Genomic DNA, 17,031 nt, shown 5'->3' on the forward strand with positions numbered 1-17,031 from the left:
TTTCCGCTTTCCGTTTCCGGCTCCCTGCTGGAGCGGGGTGACCGTCCGGCTTTCGCTTTTCGGCCTTTCCGACTCTATCAGATCCGTTTTCCGTTCCGGGCTTCCGGTGAAGGAAGCTGTCGGTTCGAATTTGAATCCGATTCCCCGTCGGAGGGGGTTTGTTCGCGCCTTCCGGCGTGATCACTACTTTAGCGGCTTTTCCCGGTGACTCATAATCGAGTCGCAGTTCCGAATTCCGGCATGCCGAAATTGGTCCCGTTCGGGAGTCATGCAGTGGTGATGGTGCCGCCGGTGTGGCGTGAGGGGCTGTCGCGGTGCCTGTCGGCTCCGTGGCAACTCGGAGAACACTACACGAGGGGTTGGGGCGCTTCAAACCCGTGTCAGGAGGCGGATCCGGGCGTACGGTGGGCCTCATGACAACGCGTGCACTCGTACAGCAGTGGTGGCCCGCCTGACGGCGGCCGCCCCCCAGTGCATGCAGACAACGGCCGCCGCCCTCGGCGGCCGTTTTGCGTATCTCCTCGCAGCCGGCCGGTGGGCGCGGCGGTCCCGGGACCAGCAGTTCGGGAGACGAGAGAGATGACGCGGATCTTCAGTGGTGTGAAGCCGACGGGGCACCTGACCCTGGGGAACTACCTGGGGGCCCTGCGCGGCTGGGCAGACGTGGACCAGCACCGCGCGGAATCGCTGTTCTGCGTCGTGGACCTGCACGCCCTGACCGTGGACCACGATCCGGCGCGGGTGCACAGGCTCAGTCGGCAGGCGGCCACGCTGCTGCTGGCCGTGGGGCTCGATCCGGAGCGCTGCGCGCTGTTCGTACAGAGCCATGTCGACGAGCACACGCGGCTGGCCTATCTGATGGAGTGCACGGCCACCGACGGTGAGATGCGGCGCATGATCCAGTACAAGGAGAAGGCGGAGCGCGAGCGGGCTCGCGGCAGGAGCGTACGGCTGTCGCTGCTGACGTACCCGGCGCTGATGGCCGCCGACATCCTCGCGTACGGCGCCGACGAGGTGCCGGTGGGTGAGGACCAGCAACAGCACGTGGAACTGACACGGGACCTGGCCGTGCGGTTCAACCAGCGGTACGGGCAGACGTTCGTCGTCCCCAGAACGACGCAGCCGAAGGTGGCCGCGCGCGTCATGGACCTCCAGGAACCGACGTCGAAGATGGGGAAGTCGCACGCCCGTACCGCGGGGATCGTCTATCTGCTGGACGAGGCGGAGGTGGTGCGGAAGAAGGTGATGCGGGCCGTGACGGACGCCGGGCCGGACGTCGTGTACGACCGGGCCGAGCGGCCGGGGGTGGCCAACCTGCTGGACATTCTGGCGGCGTGCGGTGCGGGCGATCCGGCGGAGCTGGCGGGCGGCTACGACTCGTACGGCGCGCTCAAGAAGGACACGGCGGAGGCGGTGGTGGAGCTGCTGCGGCCGGTGCGGGAGCGGCACGCGGAGCTGGTCACGGACCCCGGATACGTGGACTCCGTCCTGCGGGCCGGGGCCGAGCGGGCCCGCGCGATGGCGCGGCCGCGGGTCGACGCGGCGTACCGGGCGGTGGGGTTGATGCCGGCGGTGTGAACCGTGGGTGAGCCGAGTGGCTCGGCTGGGTTGAGTGGGCTAAGCGGCTCGGGTGGGTCGAGTGGCTCCGGTGGTGGCCGGGCCGGGTGGGCTCCGGGTGGCGTGGCCACCGGCGCGCGGGATGAGCGCGGCGGTGGCCACGGCCGGGGTCGTGGGGCAGGACGCGTCGGCCGGAGCGCGTCGGCCGGGGTGGGTCAGCCGTTGCCGGAGGCGAGTTCGCGGCTGCGGTCGCGGGCCGCTTCGAGGGCGGCGATCAGGGCGGCCCGTACGCCGTGGTTCTCCAGCTCGCGGATGGCGTTGATGGTGGTGCCGGCGGGCGAGGTCACGTTCTCGCGGAGGGTGACCGGGTGCTCGCCGCTGTCGCGGAGCATGGTCGCCGCGCCGATCGCGGCCTGCACGATCAGGTCATGGGCCTTGTCGCGCGGCAGGCCGAGCAGGATGCCGGCGTCGGTCATCGCCTCGACGAGGAAGTAGAAGTACGCCGGGCCGGAGCCGGAAAGGGCGGTCGCGGCGTCCTGCTGGGACTCCGGGGCACGCATCGTCTTGCCGACGGTGGCGAAGATTTCCTCGGCGCGAGTGAGGTGGGCGGCGGAGGCGTGGGTGCCGGCCGAGATGACGGACATCGCCTCGTCGACGAGGGCGGGGGTGTTCGTCATGACCCGTACGACGGGGGTGGGCGCCGGGAGCCGCTCCTCGAAGAAAGCGGTGGGGATGCCGGCCGCGCCGCTGATGACCAGGCGGTCGGCGGGAGTGTGCGGGGCCAGCTCCGTGAGGAGGGTGCCCATGTCCTGCGGCTTGACGGTGAGGATCAGCGTGTCCGCGGACTTGGCGGCCTCCGGGTTGGTGACCGGGGTGACGCCGTAGCGGGTGCGGAGCTGTTCCGCGCGTTCGGGGCGGCGGGTGGTGACCATGAGGTCGCTGGGAGCCCAGCCGCCCCGGATCATGCCGCTGAGGAGGGCCTCGCCGATTTTTCCGGTGCCGAGTACGGCGACCTTTTGGGTCATGTTGCGGTTCACCTCGCCGGTGGGGCTGCGTGGATACGGGGTGGCCTGGGCGGCCGGTGTACGGGGGTTCTGCTGCGCGGCCATCCTCGCATCGTGGTGCCTCGGCGGGCGGGGGCGTTCACGTTGTGGGCGAGGGGGGTGGCCGGGGTCGGGCTTGGGGCTTGGGGTGGGTCAAGGGGTGCGACGGCGGAGGGTGGTGGTGCTGAGGGCGAGGACCAGGAGGGTGCTGAGGGTGACGACGAGGGCGCCGCGGAGGAAGGCGGCTGTGGGGGTGGGCTGGGTGAGGACTTCGGTCATGGCGTCGACCGCGTAGGACATCGGAAGGACGTCGGAGAGCGCCTTGAGGGCCGGCTGCATCGTGTCGCGCGGGGCGAAGAGGCCGCACAGGAGGAGCTGCGGCATCAGGACGGCGGGCATGAACTGCACGGCCTGGAACTCGGACGAGGCGAAGGCCGAGACGAAGAGGCCGAGGGCGGTGCCGAGGAGTGCGTCCAGGACGGCGACCAGGAGGAGCAGCCAGGGGGAGCCCGTGATGTCCAGGTCCAGCAGCCAGACGGACAGGGCGGTGGCGAGGGCGGACTGGACGATGGCGAGGGCGCCGAAGGCCAGGGCGTAGCCGCCGAGGAGGTCGGCCTTGGAGAGGGGCATGGCGAGGAGGCGTTCGAGGGTGCCGGAGGTGCGTTCGCGGAGGGTGGCGATGGAGGTCACCAGGAACATGGTGATCATCGGGAAGACGCCGAGGAGCGAAGCGCCGACGCTGTCGAACGTCCGGGGGTGCGCGTCGAAGACGTACCGGAGCAGGGCGATCATCACGCACGGGACGAGCAGCATCAGAGCGATGGTGCGCGGGTCGTGGCGGAGTTGGCGCAGCACCCGGGCGGCGGTGGCCAGGACGCGGGCCCCGGAGACGGGGAGGGAGGAGGGAGAGGAGGGGGAAGGGGAAGAAGGGGAAGAAGAGGAGGGGAGCGGGGGTGATGGCCGGGTCATGGGGTGGGCTCCGGGGGGTGCGGGGCCGGGGCGGCGGGGGCGGGTTCGGCGGCTGCGGCTTCCGCGCCTGCGCCTGCGGCTGCTTCCGCGGTTGCGGCTTCGGCGGCTTCGGCTTCGTCGACCAGGTGGAGGAAGGCCTCTTCGACGGTGTCGGTACGGGTGCGGGCCCGCAGCGCGTCGGGGGTGTCCTCGGCGAGGATGCGGCCCTCACGCATCAGGAGCAGCCGGTGGCAGCGCTCGGCCTCGTCCATGACGTGGGAGGAGACGAGGAGCGTGGCGCCGCGGTCGGCGGCGAGGCGGTGGAAGAGGTCCCACAGGTCGCGGCGCAGCACGGGGTCCAGGCCGACGGTCGGTTCGTCGAGGACGAGGAGTTCCGGGGTGCCGAGGAGGGCTACGGCGAGGGAGACGCGGCTGCGCTGGCCACCGGAGAGGCGGCCCGCGAGGGCGTCGGCGTGCGAGGTGAGGCCGACGTCCTCGATGGTGCGGCGCACGCTCTCCCGTCGTTCGGTCCGGGCGGCGCGGCCGGGGCGCAGGACCGCGGCGAAGTAGTCGAGGTTCTGGCGGACGGTGAGGTCGTCGTAGACCGCGGGCGCCTGGGTGACGTAGCCGATGCGGGGGCGGAGGGCGGGGTGGCCGGCGGGCCGGCCGAGGACGTCGAGGGTGCCGGACACCTTGTCCTGGGTGCCGACGACGGCGCGCATCAGGGTGGATTTGCCGCAGCCGGACGGGCCGAGGAGGCCGGTGATCCGGCCGGGCGGGACGTCGAAGGCGAGGTCGTCCAGGACGGTGCGGTGGCCGCGTACGACCGTGAGGGCGCGGGCCCGGACGGCGGGGGTCCCGGCGGCGGTGTCCGCGGGGTCGGTGTCCGCGGGGTCGGCCGGAGTGGCGGGAGCACGGCCGTAATTCACCATGTGTTGAATATTGCGCGCGCGGCTCGGCGCGTCAAGGGGCGGGGCGCACGACGGCGGCCACCGGAGTGCGCGGATTCGACCGCTCCTGTTCGATAACTCAGCGTTTACATGACGGTTACACAGAGACTCGCGCAAAGTCATGCCGCTTTGGACACACTGAAGTTGAGTGTCCAACCAGCCGGAGGAGGGGGCCGACGCCATGCACCGCGTGCTGCTGTTCCTCGTGGCAGCGCTGCTGGCGTTCCCGGCCGGTGCCGAGGGTGCGTACGCGCGGGCGGCCGGGGGCAGGGCCGGGACGCAGACCGTCGGCGCCGCCGCGGCCTACGCGTACGAGGACGGCGGGCCGGCGGACCCGGCGGCCGAGCGCTGCCCGACCGGCCGTACCCCGCGCTCCGCGACCGGCGTACCGGCTTCTCACCCCGGCGACCAGACCAGGTGCGCGAGCGATCCCACCGTCCCGCCGGCCACCGGGCCGGCCCCGACGGCCCCGGTCACCGGGCGCCGCGCCGTACCCCTGACGCGTTCGGGCCAGCTTCCGATCAGCCATCGGGTCTTCCGCTGCTGACCGACGCGTGCCGTTGCTGACCGACGCCTGCCGTCAGCCGGTCCCCGGCGAACAACCCGTCCCCGGCGAACAGCGCGGCCCCGGCACATAGCCCGCCCCCGGCGAAAGGTTTCCCGGCGGCGCCCCGACCGGCGCCCACGGGCCACTCCCCCGTGCCCGCGCCGTACGCGGCGCACGGGCCGATTCCGGACATCCGCTCCCTTCCCTCCGCACGGCGCACGTCCGCGCCGCGCGGTCCACCGCGATGCGCTCATGCGCTGGAGGCAATTCCATGCGGAAAACAACGGACATACGCGCCGACTTCACCGCTTCCCTCGTCGTCTTCCTGGTCGCCGTACCGCTGTGCGTCGGCGTGGCCGTCGCCTCCGGCGTCCCGGCCGAACTCGGTCTGGTCACCGGCATCGTCGGCGGCCTCCTGACCGGCTTCCTGCCCGGCAGCAGCCTCCAGGTCAGTGGGCCGGCCGCGGGCCTGACCGTCCTCGTGTACGAGGCGGTGCAGGAGTTCGGGCTGGGCGCGCTGGGCGCGCTCGTGCTGGCGGCCGGCGTGCTGCAGCTGACCATGGGCGCGCTGCGGCTGGGGCGCTGGTTCCGCGCCATCTCCGTGGCCGTGGTCCAGGGCATGCTGGCGGGCATCGGGCTCGTCCTGATCGCCGGGCAGCTGTACGCGCTCACCGACGCCAAGCCTCCGGGCACCGGGCTCGCCAACCTCGGCGGCCTGCCGGAACTGGCGTCCGACACGGTCTGGTCGGACCAGGCGCTGACCGCGACGGCGATCGGCGTCGGCACCATCGCCGTACTGGCACTGTGGCCCCGGTGGCGGCGCGCGGCCCGCGTCCTGCCCGCGCCGCTGGCGGCCGTGGCGCTGGCCACCGTCACCGTCGCCGCCCTCGGCCTGCCGGTGGCCCGGGTGGAGGTCGAGGGACTGCTGGCCGCCGTACAGCCGCCGGGCGGGGCGGACTTCGCCCGGCTGGCGGGGGTCGGCGCGGTCGGCACCGTGCTGGCTTTCACGCTGATCGCGTCGGCGGAGTCGCTGTTCAGCGCGGCGGCCGTGGACCGGCTGCACACCGGGCCGCGCACGGACTACGACAAGGAGCTGATGGCGCAGGGCGCGGGCAACGCGGTGTGCGGGCTGCTCGGCGCGCTGCCGATGACCGCGGTGATCGTGCGCAGCGCCGCGAACGTGCGGGCCGGTGCCCGTACGAAGCTGTCGCGGGTGCTGCACGGCGGGTGGCTGCTGCTGTTCGCGGCGGCGTTCCCGGCGGCGTTGGAGGTCGTGCCGCTGGCGGCGCTGGCGGGGGTGCTCGTGCACGCGGGCTTCAAGCTGGTGCCCGTACGGGACTTCGCGCCGCTGTGGCGTGAGCACCGGGGCGAGGCGGTGGTGCTCGCGGGTACGGCGGTGGCGATCGTGGTGACCAACATGTTCGAGGGTGTCGTCATCGGTCTGCTGATGGCGGTCGCGAAGTCCGCCTGGGAGACCTCGCACGCGCACCTGGAGGTGTCGGGGCTGGAGGACGGCGGGCCCGGGGCCGGGCCCGTCCGCGTACGCGCCCTGGGGAACGCCACCTTCCTGCGGCTGCCCAGGCTGCTCGACCAGTTGGAGGCGCTGCCGCACGACCGTGACGTGGTGCTGGACCTCTCCGGGCTGCGGCACCTCGACCGGGCCTGCGCTGCGGCGCTGGGCAGCTGGGCGGAGCGGCGGCGGCCGGCCGGCGATCCGGACCCCGGCGGTGCCGGGTCCGGGTCCGGGCCGGGGCCTGGGCCGGGGGCCGGTCCGGGGCCGGGTGCGGGTACGGGTACGGGTGCGGGGAATGGTCCGGGGGCCGGTCCGAGGTCCGGTCCGGGGCCCGGTCCGAGGTCCGGAGCGTCGGAGCGGGCGGTTCCCGGCGCTGGTTCCGCCGCCACCACCCTCACCCCCAACATCCCGACATAAAGGTCGATAAGCGCCGCTAAGCGGAAGGGGGCGGCGTTGCGGGCCAAAGGGCCGTAGGGTCGGGGAGCTTGATCCACCCGCCCTACGACCCGAGGAGCCCCGTGACCCGCCGGCCTCTCCGCTCCTGCGGTGCGACCGCCGCGCTCTCCGTCGCCCTGCTGCTGTCCTCCTGCACGAGCGCCACCCGGCTGGACGGCACGCAGGGCGCGGGCAGCGTGCACGACCCGCTCTTCCCCGCGCTCGGCAACGGCGGCTACCAGGTCGGGCACTACGGCCTCGATCTCGACTACGACGTACCCGGCGGCACACTGGACGCCACCGCCGAGATCAGCGCCACCGCGCAGGCCGACCTCGCCTCCTTCCAGCTGGACCTCCAGGGGATGAAGGTGCACGGCGTACGGGTGGACGGCGCGGCCGCCGAGTTCTCCCGCAAGGGCCACAAGCTGACGGTCCGCCCGCGGGAGACCGTGAAGAAGGGCGCCACGTTCCGTACGACGGTCGAGTACGACGGCCGGCCCGAGGAGATGACGGACGAGGACGGGGCGACCGAGGGCTGGGTCCGTACGGAGGACGGGGCGTTCGTCGCGGGCCAGCCGGCCGGGTCCATGACGTGGTTTCCCGGCAACAACCACCCCGGCGACAAGGCCGCGTACGACTTCAAGATCACCGTGCCGGACGGGTACACCGCCGTCGCCAACGGCGAGCTGCGCAGCAGGAAGAGCGACCAGGGCCGGACCACCTTCGCGTGGCACAACGCCGAGCCGATGGCCTCCTACCTCGCCACCGCGACCATCGGGAAGTTCACCGTCGCGGAGTCGCGGACGAAGAGCGGACTGCCCGTCTACACGGCCGTGGACCCGGCGGAGGCCAAGGAGAGCGCGGGGCCGCTGGGCCGGCTGGACGAGATCCTGGACTGGTCGGTGAAACGGTTCGGCCCGTATCCGTTCACCTCCGCCGGAGCCATCGTCGACCACACGCCCGAGCGGGTCGACTGGGGCGCGCTGGAGACGCAGACCAAACCGCTCTACGCCGGGGCCCCCGACGAGGGCACCGTCGTGCACGAGACCGCGCACCAGTGGTTCGGCGACTCCGTGACGCCGAAGACGTGGAAGGACATCTGGCTCAACGAGGGGTTCGCGCAGTACGCGGAGTGGCTGTGGGAGGAGGACAAGGGCGGCCGTACGGCGCAGCAGCAGTTCGACGAGCTGTACGGGACCGACGAGGACGACGAGGACATCTGGGGCTTCCCGCCCGGCGACCCGGGCACGGCGGAGAACGTGACCGGCAACCCCGTCTACAAGCGCGGCGGCATGGTCCTCCAGCAGCTCCGGAAGGCCGTCGGCGACAAGGTCTTCTTCGCGATCCTCAAGGACTGGCCGGCCGAGCACCGCCACGGCAGCGCCGACTCCCAGCAGTTCATCGACTTCTGCCAGGACCGTACGGACGTCGACCTGACGGACCTCTTCGACGACTGGCTGTACGGGGACGGGAAGCCGGACTGGGAGTACTGAGGAAGCGGGCGCGCTGGAAGGGCCGGAGGATGCACTCGCCGCACAGATGCCCTGACTCTCCCGATACTCCGGTTTTCGCGGAAGCGAGTAAAAGTGCGGGTGCGGCAGGGTAAACGGGCAGGTGAGTTCCTATGGTCCCCGCGCATGCGGGGGTGGTCCCGCAGGACCGGGACCGCGGCGCCGCAGCGTCCCATGGTCCCCGCGCATGCGGGGGTGGTCCCTGGCGGGCCAGAGTCACGCCGATGCGCAGGACATGGTCCCCGCGCATGCGGGGGTGGTCCCGGGTAGCACTCCTCGTCGACACCGGGGGCGACATGGTCCCCGCACCTGCGGGGACCGGCTCCGGCTGCCGACGCGGTCGCACGGTGACCCGGGAGAGGAGGAGCGCCCTAGCCGCGCTTCTTCTTCGCCTTGGTTGCCTTCTTGGTCGCCGGGTTGCCCGTGCGGGCCTTCCGGCGGCGCTCGTGGCGTTCGCGTTCCGCCTCGTACTCGGCGCGCCGTACCCGCTCCCCCGGTGCCTCGACGAGGCTGCGGCAGAAGTAGGCGAGCAGTGAGCCGATGAAGCCGATGAGCAGCAGGCTCTGCGCGGAACGGTCGGCCGGGCGTTCGGGGGCCGCGTCGTCGGTGCCGCGGGTCAGGCGGTCCCAGGTGCGGCGGAAGGCGACCGCGCTGCACACCGCGAAGCAGACCACGACCAGGACGTTCAGGAACGAGCCGACCTCGGCGATCTCCAGGCCCTGGAAGGCGAAGCGCAGCACCACCGCGCCGGCCGCGGCGAGCGCCAGGGAGCCCGCGGCGGCCCCGGCCCGGCGCAGGCCGTAGCCGCCGTCGTGGTGCACCCAGGTCGTCCCGAAGAAGCGGATCTCGGCCGGCTCGGGGCCGGACCGGTCCGGGGCGGGCCGTGTCTCGTCGCTCATGCCGTCGATTATCCCCGGCGGCGCCGGTTGCCCGGGGCGGCCCGGGTTCAGTTCGCGCAGAGCGGGGCCACGAGGCCGTCGCTGCCGGTGCGGATGTAGCTGTCCGAGACGTACTGGCCGGGTGCGATGCAGTCCCAGAGGTCGCTGGTGCCGTACGGGCCGCCGACCCGCTCGCCGTGGCGCTGGCAGCGGATGGCGACCCGGGCCCCGTACGGGAGCTGCCGTACGAGGGAGGCGCGGCTGCTCGGGCCGCTGCGGACGTTGAGGCGGTAGCCCGGCGCGACCGGGTAGGTGGACGCGGTCGCCGCCATCGCCTGGGCGGCGACGCCCTCGGCCTCCGTGACCGCCTCGGCCTCCGCGACCACCGCGGCCGCTTCCGTGCCGGTGTCAGCGGCCGGGCCGGCGGTGTTCTCCTGGGTGCTGCTCATGTGTACTCCCCCGTCGAGTGGTCTGCCGTGGTACGGACCGGTCCGCGCGGCCGCGGGGCCGGTCCACCGCGCACGCTAGCAAGCCTCACCTGTCCCGTACGCACCATCGACTAGGCTCCGTGCGTCGCATCTGCGGCCCATGGACACGGGGGTGGGGAGATGCCGCCGCTGCGCGGTTCCGGTACGGACCCGGAAGCGGAACGTCCGCTGTACGCGGGCCGGTACCGCCTGGACGCACGCCTGGGCTCCGGCGGGATGGGCGTGGTGCACCTGGCGCGGTCGTCGTCGGGGCTGCGCCTGGCCGTGAAGGTCGTACACGCCGAATTCGCCCAGGACCCCGAGTTCCGCGGCCGGTTCCGGCAGGAGGTCGCGGCGGCGCGGCGGGTGAGCGGCGCGTTCACCGCGCCGGTCGTGGACGCCGACCCGGACGCCGACCGGCCCTGGATGGCCACCCTCTACATCCCCGGGCCGACCCTCGGCGCCCACGTGAAACGGACCGGTCCACTGCCGCCCGCCGAGGTACGGCGGCTGGCCGCGGGCCTGGCCGAGGCGCTGCGTGACATCCACCGGGCCGGTGTGGTGCACCGCGATCTCAAGCCCGGCAACGTGCTGCTCGCCGCCGACGGGCCCAAGGTCATCGACTTCGGTATCTCACGCCCGGCGGACAGCGAGATGCGGACCGAGACCGGCAAGCTGATCGGTACGCCGCCGTTCATGGCGCCCGAGCAGTTCCAGCGCCCGCGCGAGGTGGGTCCGGCGGCGGACGTCTTCGCGCTGGGGTCGGTGCTGGTGCACGCGGCGACCGGGCGGGGGCCGTTCGACTCGGACAGCCCGTACATCGTCGCGTACCAGGTGGTGCACGACGAGGCGGATCTGACGGGCGTTCCGGCGGACCTGGCGCCGCTGATCCGCACCTGTCTGGCGAAGCATCCGTCCGACCGGCCCACTCCGGACATGCTGATGCGGCTGCTGCACACGGAGCTGCCCACGGAGGTCCACGACGACCTGCTCGCGGAGGACGTGGGCGTATCGACGAACGCCCCCGTATCGACGGACGCCCCCGTATCGACGAACGCCCCCGTATCGACGAACGCGCGCGTATCGACGGACGCCCGCGTACCGACGAACGCCCGCGTACCGGCTCAGTGGGAGCCCGTACGGGTCGTCTCCGCGCCCGCGCACGCGCCGTCCGCCGCGCCGGACCGGGCCGAGGACACGCACGTACGGGACCGGCGGCCGGAAGCGGAAGCCGAAGTGGAAGCGGAGGCGGAGGCGAGGGCAGGGGCGGCGACAGGTACCGCGCGTGCCCGCCGCTGGCCCCTCTGGGCCGCCGTGGCCGCCGTACTCGCCGGGGCGGGTATCTTCACGGGCATACGGGTCCTGGGCACCGACGGCCCCCCGGCGCTCCAGACGCGCGCCCCCGGCGACGCCGCCGGTGAGACCGCCGCGGCCTTCCGGCCCTGGCACACCCAGCTGGTCCAGCGGCCCGCCGGGCATCCGGCCGAGATGCCGTTCTGCGCTTACGGGTCTTCCGCCCTGTTCTGCGTCGAGCGGGGGCTGAAGGCCGCGCGGGTGGACCCGGAGCGCGGCGCGGTGTCGTGGCGGCGGCCCAGCGGGCCGGTCCGCAAGGGCGACACTCCGCCGGGCGCGCCGGTGTTCTCCGGCGGCCTGCTCTACGTACGGACGCCCGACGGCAAGCGGCTGGAGGCGCTCGACCCGTCGGCCGGCGGGAAGGGCGCGACGCGCTGGAGCAAGGACCTGGCCGGGTACGACCCGGAGGTGCGGTTCGTGGGTGACACCGTGCTGCTGACCGCGTCGGACGGCATGGTCACCGCCCTGGACAGCGCCACGCACCGGGAGCGCTGGCACCACCGGTACCCGGCGCAGCCGCTGGGGCAGTTCACGGCGTACGGGGACGGCCGTACCGCCTACGCGGCCACCGTCTCGGCCGACGCGTCGTCCACCGTGGTCACCGCGATCGACCCGTTGCACGGCACGGTCCGCTGGGAGCGGCGGCTGCCCGGCTCGCTCACCCCGGCCGGTACGGGCGCGTCCGGCTCGCTCTACCTGACCGCCGCCGACCCGCTGATCGTCACCCGTACCGCGGCCGTCGTCCGGTACGACCCCGGCACGCACCGCGTGCGGCGGCTGCCGCTGGACGCGCCGGTGGACGACGTGGCGGCCGTGGTGCGCGGCGAGACGGTCTACCTGCTCGCCGCAGGCGGCACGCTCCAGGCGGTCGGCAACCGGCGCTGGAGCATGGAGACCTCGGTGAGCCGGGGGTCGGCGCCGGTGCTCGCGCCGAAGGGCGACCGGCTGTACTTCACCGGTGCCGACGGGCGGCTGCTGGCGGTGGACACCCGGCGCGGCGCGCTGCTCGGCCAGACGCCGCCCCGGCTGGCCACCGGCCGCAGCGGCTATCTGGAGAAGCTGCCCGCGCCGCTGCCGGACCCGCGGCGCGGCCGCATCTACGCGGCGGCGCCGGACGGTTCGGTCTTCGCCGCGGACGCGGAGAACCCCGCCCGCTGGTGAGAGCGGACGGGGTTCAGGGGAGAGGCCGGAGGGCTCAGCCCAGCTTGGTCACGTCGCGCACCGCGCCCTTGTCGGCGCTGGTGGCCATCGCCGCGTAGGCGCGCAGGGCCTGCGACACCTTGCGCTCGCGCTTCTTCGGCGCGTACACGCCGCCCAGCGCCTCCCGGCGGGCCGTCAGTTCGGCTTCGGGCACCAGGAGTTCGATGGTGCGGTCCGGGATGTCGATGCGGATCGGGTCGCCGTCCTCGACCAGGGCGATGGTGCCGCCGGAGGCCGCCTCGGGCGAGGCGTGGCCGATGGACAGGCCGGAGGTGCCGCCGGAGAAGCGGCCGTCGGTGACCAGCGCGCACGCCTTGCCCAGGCCGCGGCCCTTGAGGAAGGACGTCGGGTAGAGCATCTCCTGCATGCCGGGGCCGCCCTTGGGGCCCTCGTAGCGGATGACGACGACGTCGCCCTCCTTGATCTGCTTGCCGAGGATCTTCTCGACGGCCTCCTCCTGCGACTCGCAGACCACGGCCGGGCCCTCGAACGTCCAGATCGACTCGTCGACGCCCGCGGTCTTCACCACGCAGCCGTCCTCGGCGAGGTTGCCCTTGAGGACCGCCAGGCCGCCGTCGGCGGAGTAGGCGTGGGCGAAGTCGCGGATGCAGCCGCCCGCTGCGTCCACGTCGAGGCTGTCCCAGCGCTCGGACTGGGAGAAGGCGGTGGCGGAGCGCTTGCAGCCGGGGGCCGCGTGCCACAGTTCGACGGCCTCGGCGGACGGCGAGCCGCCCCGCACGTCCCAGGTCTTGAGCCAGTCCGCCATCGAGGAGCTGTGCACGGTGTGCACGTCCTCGTTGAGCAGTCCGGCCCGGTACAGCTCGCCGAGGATGGCGGGGATGCCGCCGGCGCGGTGCACGTCCTCCATGTAGTACGTGCCGCCGGGCGCGACGTTCGGCGCGACCTTGGCCAGGCAGGGCACCCGGCGTGAGACGGCGTTGATGTCGTCCAGGTCGAAGCCGAGACCGGCCTCCTGGGCGGCGGCGAGCAGGTGCAGGATCGTGTTGGTGGAGCCGCCCATGGCGATGTCCAGGGCCATGGCGTTCTCGAAGGAGGCGCGGGAGCCGATGTTGCGCGGCAGCACGGTCGCGTCGTCCTGGTCGTAGTACCGCTTGGTGATCTCCACGACCGTCCGGCCGGCGTTCTCGTACAGGGCCCGGCGGGCGGTGTGGGTGGCCAGCACCGAGCCGTTGCCGGGCAGCGACAGGCCGATGGCCTCGGTCAGGCAGTTCATCGAGTTGGCGGTGAACATGCCGGAACAGGAGCCGCAGGTCGGGCAGGCGTTGTCCTCGATACGGAGGATGTCCTCGTCCGAGACGTTCTCGTCGACCGCGTCGGAGATCGCGTTGATCAGGTCCAGCTTGCGGACGGTGCCGTCGACGAGGGTGGCGCGGCCGGCCTCCATGGGCCCGCCGGAGACGAAGACGGTGGGGATGTTCAGGCGCATCGCGGCCATCAGCATGCCCGGGGTGATCTTGTCGCAGTTGGAGATGCAGATCAGCGCGTCCGCGCAGTGCGCCTCGGCCATGTACTCGACGGAGTCGGCGATCAGGTCGCGGGACGGCAGGGAGTACAGCATGCCGCCGTGGCCCATGGCGATGCCGTCGTCGACCGCGATGGTGTTGAACTCGCGGGCGATGCCGCCGGCCTCCTTGATCGCCTCGCTGACGATCCGGCCGACCGGCTGGAGGTGGGTGTGGCCCGGCACGAACTCGGTGAAGCTGTTCGCCACGGCGATCACGGGCTTTCCGAAGTCCTCGCGCGCTACGCCCGACGCCTGCATGAGCGCGCGGGCGCCGGCCATGTTGCGGCCATGGGTGACGGTGCGGGACCTCAGCTCGGGCACGTGGATCCACTCCCTCGGGTGCGTGTACGGCTCTCGTGCGCCCTGATCCGCGGGCGTACGTGAATCAGTCGAGCCTACGCCCCGGCTCCAAGATCTGGACAGCGAATCCGGAATGTGAGACGGGCGACCGCTGTGCGGACACCTCTCCGGAAGCCGGAAGGGCGCGCGCCGCGGTCAGGGGCCGACCGCCGGAAGCGCGCCGCGGTCAGGGGCCGGTCAGATGCTGCTGTACGACGGGCGCGACCCGGGCGACGATCCACTCCGGATCGGCCGACGCCAGCGGCTCCAGCCTGATCACGTACCGCAGCATCGCCGTCCCCACCAGCTGCGCAGCCGCCAGCTCGGCCCGCAGGTCGGCGTCCGGGACGGTCAGCTCGGCCGCGATCCGGCGCAGCAGCTGGCGGGCGACCAGCTTCCGGAAGACCGCGGCGGCGACGTCGTTGGTCAGGGCGCTGCGCACGACCGCCAGCAGGGGTTCGCGGGTGACCGGGTTCTCCCACACGCCGAGGACGAAACGGGTCAGCCGCTCGCCCACGCCGTCCAGGCCGCCTTCGAGCACGGCCTCCGGCGCGTTCATGGCGGGCGCGAAAGAGACCTCGACGGCCGCCGCGAAGACCTGTTCCTTCGTGCCGTAGTAGTGGTGGACCAGGGCCGGGTCCACGTCCGCCGCCTTGGCGATGCCGCGGATCGAGGCCTTCTCGTACCCGCGCGCGGCGAACTCGGCGCGGGCCGCGGCCAGGATGCGCTCCCGGGCACCGGGGCCGTCCACCGCGTCCGTACGGGACGGTCTGCCGCGCTTGCGGGGCGCGGGAGCGGGGCGGGCGCCGGGCTCCGGGCCCCCGGTCGCGGCATCGGGGCGGATGCCCGGTTCCGCACCCCCGGTCGCGGCATCGGGGCGGATGTCCGGTTCCGTACCTCCGGCGCCGGTGCCGCCGGGGGTCACGACCCCGGCACCCACGTCGGCGACGCCAGGTGCAGCCGCGTGAAGGCCAGCGCCTCCGCGAGGTCCGCCTCCCGCTCGGCCACGGACATCGAGCGCCGGGTGTTGACCTCGACGACGACGTGCCCGTCGAAGCCGGTGGCGGCGAGCCGCTCCAGCAGTTCGGCACAGGGCTGCGAGCCGCGCCCCGGCACCAGGTGCTCGTCCTTGTTGGAGCCGTTGCCGTCGGCGAGGTGGATGTGCGCGAGGCGCTCGCCCATCCGGTCGACCATGTGCAGGGCGTCGCTGCGGGAGGTGGCGGTGTGCGAGAGGTCGACGGTGAAGTGCCGGTAGTCGTCCTTGGTCGGGTCCCAGTCCGGCGCGTACGCCAGCATCTCGCGGTCCCGGTAGCGCCACGGGTACATGTTCTCGACGGCGAACCGTACGTCCGTCTCGCTCTCCATCCGCCACACTCCGCGTACGAACTCGCGGGCGTAGTTGCGCTGCCACCGGAAGGGCGGATGGACGACCACCGTCGAGGCCCCGAGCTTCTCCGCGGCGTTGCGTGCGCGCTGCAGCTTCACCCAGGGGTCCGTGGACCACACCCGCTGCGTGATCAGCAGGCACGGCGCGTGCACGGCCAGGATCGGCACCCCGTGGTAGTCGGAGAGCCTGCGCAGCGCCTCGATGTCCTGGCTGACCGGATCGGTCCACACCATGACCTCGACGCCGTCGTAGCCCAGGCGCGCGGCGATCTCGAAGGCCGTCGCCGTCGACTCCGGATACACCGAGGCCGTGGACAGGGCGACCTTCGCATCCGGGATGCGCACCACTGGCTCCGTCACGAGGGACAGGGTACGGGCCGCCGACGGCGGGCGTCCGGCGCGCCCCTACCCGGGAGGCAGGTGGTCCAGGCGGCGCAGGATCACGCCCTCGCGCAGCGCCCACGGGCAGATCTCCAGCGTGCGCACGCCGAACAGGTCCATCGCGGCCTCCGCCACCAGCGCCCCGGCGAGCAGCTGGAGCGAGCGGCCCTCGGAGACGCCGGGCAGCCCGGCGCGCTCCTCGCCGGTCATCCCCGCGAGCCGCGGCACCCACTCCTCCAGCGCCTTGCGGTCCAGCTCACGCTGGGCGTAGAGGCCGTCGGTGGACCGGGCGGCACCGGCGATGCGGGCCAGCTGCTTGAAGGTCTTGGAGGTGCCGACGACGTGGTCGGGTGTGCCGTAGCGCGTGAAATCGCTCACCACCCGTGCGATTTCGGCCCGTACGCGCTTGCGCAGCGCCCGTATGTCCTCCGCCTCCGGGGGGTCGCCCGGCAGGTCGGCCGCGGTGAGCCGGCCCGCGCCCAGCGGCAGCGACACCGCCGCGTCCGGCTCCTCGTCCAGCCCGTACGCGATCTCCAGCGAGCCGCCGCCGATGTCCAGCACCAGCAGCCGCCCCGCCGACCAGCCGAACCAGCGGCGGGCCGCGAGGAACGTCAGCCGGGCCTCGTCCTCGCCGGACAGCACCCGCAGCTCGACGCCGGTCTCCCGGGCGACCCGGCGCAGCACGTCCTCGCCGTTGGTCGCCTCGCGGACGGCGGAGGTGGCGAACGGCAGCACGTCCTCGACGCCCTTGTCCTCCGCGACCTCGACCGCCGCCCGCACCGTCGCCACGAGCCGGTCCACGCCCGCGTCACCGATCGCGCCGTCCCCGTCGAGGAGTTCGGCCAGCCGCAGCTCCGCCTTGTGCGAGTAGGCGGGCAGCGGACGCGCTCCCGGGTGCGCGTCCATCACCAGCAGATGAACCGTGTTCGAACCCACATCGAGGACTCCGAGTCTCATACCGTTGAACCTACTGCGACTGGCCGGGAACCGACGGCGAG

General features: G+C 73.0%; 14 protein-coding genes. 5 read left to right on the forward strand and 9 right to left on the reverse strand.

The features are described from left to right. Nucleotides 1-579: 579 nt before the first annotated feature. Nucleotides 580-1,578: a tryptophan--tRNA ligase gene (trpS, locus tag A6A06_RS08460; RefSeq protein WP_073760578.1), complete on the forward strand. Its 999-nt coding sequence runs from the start codon at nucleotides 580-582 to the stop codon at nucleotides 1,576-1,578. 194 nt (nucleotides 1,579-1,772) lie between these two features. Here trpS and proC read toward each other — a convergent pair whose 3' ends face one another. The 3 genes from proC to A6A06_RS08475 form a co-directional block, all read right to left on the reverse strand. Next, nucleotides 1,773-2,582: a pyrroline-5-carboxylate reductase gene (gene proC, locus A6A06_RS08465; protein ID WP_073760680.1), complete on the reverse strand. Its 810-nt coding sequence runs from the start codon at nucleotides 2,580-2,582 to the stop codon at nucleotides 1,773-1,775. Between the two features lie 171 nt (nucleotides 2,583-2,753). After that, nucleotides 2,754-3,569 carry an ABC transporter permease gene (locus A6A06_RS08470; protein WP_073760579.1) on the reverse strand — a complete coding sequence of 272 codons (816 nt, stop codon included), beginning with the start codon at nucleotides 3,567-3,569 and terminating at the stop codon, nucleotides 2,754-2,756. Beyond that, nucleotides 3,566-4,480: an ABC transporter ATP-binding protein gene (locus A6A06_RS08475; protein ID WP_073760580.1), complete on the reverse strand. Its 915-nt coding sequence runs from the start codon at nucleotides 4,478-4,480 to the stop codon at nucleotides 3,566-3,568. Before A6A06_RS08475 ends, A6A06_RS08470 begins: the two co-directional genes overlap by 4 nt. Nucleotides 4,481-4,646: 166 nt before the next feature. Here A6A06_RS08475 and A6A06_RS08480 point away from each other — a divergent pair, with 166 nt between their 5' ends. The 3 genes from A6A06_RS08480 (at nucleotide 4,647) to A6A06_RS08490 (ending at nucleotide 8,486) form a co-directional block, all read left to right on the forward strand. Further along, on the forward strand, nucleotides 4,647-5,045 hold the full coding sequence (locus A6A06_RS08480; protein ID WP_079193894.1) for a hypothetical protein: 399 nt from the start codon (nucleotides 4,647-4,649) through the stop codon (nucleotides 5,043-5,045). 271 nt (nucleotides 5,046-5,316) lie between these two features. Beyond that, entirely contained in the window at nucleotides 5,317-6,975 is a 1,659-nt protein-coding gene (locus tag A6A06_RS08485) for a SulP family inorganic anion transporter (RefSeq protein WP_079193895.1), read from the forward strand. A 101-nt stretch (nucleotides 6,976-7,076) separates the two neighbouring features. After that, complete coding sequence (locus A6A06_RS08490; protein WP_073760581.1) at nucleotides 7,077-8,486, forward strand: M1 family metallopeptidase; 1,410 nt, start codon at nucleotides 7,077-7,079, stop codon at nucleotides 8,484-8,486. Between the two features lie 389 nt (nucleotides 8,487-8,875). On the opposite strand, the gene A6A06_RS08495 is transcribed toward A6A06_RS08490, so the two are convergent. Both A6A06_RS08495 and A6A06_RS08500 read right to left on the reverse strand, forming a co-directional pair. After that, the gene (locus tag A6A06_RS08495) at nucleotides 8,876-9,403 is read right to left on the reverse strand and encodes a hypothetical protein (RefSeq protein WP_073760582.1); all 528 of its coding nucleotides are present in this window, start codon (nucleotides 9,401-9,403) and stop codon (nucleotides 8,876-8,878) included. A 47-nt stretch (nucleotides 9,404-9,450) separates the two neighbouring features. Continuing rightward, nucleotides 9,451-9,831, reverse strand: a complete 381-nt coding sequence (locus A6A06_RS08500) for an SH3 domain-containing protein (protein ID WP_073760583.1) — start codon at nucleotides 9,829-9,831, stop codon at nucleotides 9,451-9,453. Nucleotides 9,832-9,990: 159 nt separating this feature from the next. Between A6A06_RS08500 and A6A06_RS08505 the strand changes: the two genes are divergently transcribed. Next, nucleotides 9,991-12,363: a serine/threonine-protein kinase gene (locus A6A06_RS08505; RefSeq protein WP_073760584.1), complete on the forward strand. Its 2,373-nt coding sequence runs from the start codon at nucleotides 9,991-9,993 to the stop codon at nucleotides 12,361-12,363. A 34-nt stretch (nucleotides 12,364-12,397) separates the two neighbouring features. On the opposite strand, the gene ilvD is transcribed toward A6A06_RS08505, so the two are convergent. From ilvD to A6A06_RS08525, 4 genes are all read right to left on the reverse strand, one after another. Further along, nucleotides 12,398-14,248, reverse strand: a complete 1,851-nt coding sequence (ilvD, locus tag A6A06_RS08510; protein WP_073760585.1) for a dihydroxy-acid dehydratase — start codon at nucleotides 14,246-14,248, stop codon at nucleotides 12,398-12,400. Nucleotides 14,249-14,453: 205 nt separating this feature from the next. Further along, on the reverse strand, nucleotides 14,454-15,110 hold the full coding sequence (locus A6A06_RS08515) for a TetR/AcrR family transcriptional regulator (RefSeq protein WP_073760682.1): 657 nt from the start codon (nucleotides 15,108-15,110) through the stop codon (nucleotides 14,454-14,456). Nucleotides 15,111-15,187: 77 nt separating this feature from the next. Next, a complete protein-coding gene (locus A6A06_RS08520; protein ID WP_073760586.1) occupies nucleotides 15,188-16,000 on the reverse strand; it encodes a sugar phosphate isomerase/epimerase family protein in 813 nt (270 codons plus the stop codon). A gap of 57 nt (nucleotides 16,001-16,057) precedes the next feature. After that, entirely contained in the window at nucleotides 16,058-16,990 is a 933-nt protein-coding gene (locus A6A06_RS08525) for a Ppx/GppA phosphatase family protein (protein WP_073760587.1), read from the reverse strand. Nucleotides 16,991-17,031 lie beyond the last annotated feature (41 nt).

The sequence above is a fragment of the Streptomyces sp. CB02923 genome (genome assembly GCF_001905005.1).
Lineage (GTDB): Bacteria > Actinomycetota > Actinomycetes > Streptomycetales > Streptomycetaceae > Streptomyces.